The sequence below is a fragment of the Streptomyces bugieae genome (genome assembly GCF_036352915.1).
GTDB classification, from domain to species: Bacteria; Actinomycetota; Actinomycetes; order Streptomycetales; family Streptomycetaceae; genus Streptomyces; species Streptomyces endophytica.
Genome location: NZ_JAZBJP010000169.1, coordinates 1 through 444, shown reverse-complemented (window position 1 = coordinate 444; position 444 = coordinate 1). Strand labels below are relative to the sequence as shown.

Annotated in this window: 1 protein-coding gene; it reads left to right on the top strand. The window is 73.4% G+C overall.

What is annotated here, in order from left to right; translation table 11 throughout:
• Nucleotides 1–288: 288 nt before the first annotated feature.
• Nucleotides 289–444, top strand: a 156-nt coding sequence (locus V2J85_RS40720) for a CBS domain-containing protein (RefSeq protein WP_330824405.1), incomplete at its 3' end; no start/stop codon positions are given.

Sequence of the window (444 nt, the reverse complement as noted above, 5' to 3'; positions counted from 1 at the left end):
CTGTGCACCCGGTCCCGGGTCCCCCTGGCGGCGTTGATCCTCGCCTGCAGTTCCTCCAGCAGCTCGTCCAGCCGCATCTGCGGCATCCGCGACAGCGGCTGCTCATCCCCCACCGTGTCCTCTTCCCCTCCGCCCCCGACACCTTCCGCACCACTCTATGGGGCCGCCACCGCCGGGACGGCACAGGAGCGGCACCGGGCGGCACCGGGACGATCAGGGACGTTCAGCCCCGGGCCGGGACCGACCGGACCTCTCGCGGGCGGGCGGGGGCGCGGAACCCTGGGAGACATGCGCGAGCACACAGTGGGCGAGGTGATGACCCGCACCGTCGTCACCACCACCCCCGGCACCCCGGCCCAGGAAGTGGCCCTGCTGTTCGGCCTGCACCGGATCGGCGCGGTGCCCGTACTGGACGACGAGGACCGGGTGGTGGGGGTGGTCTCC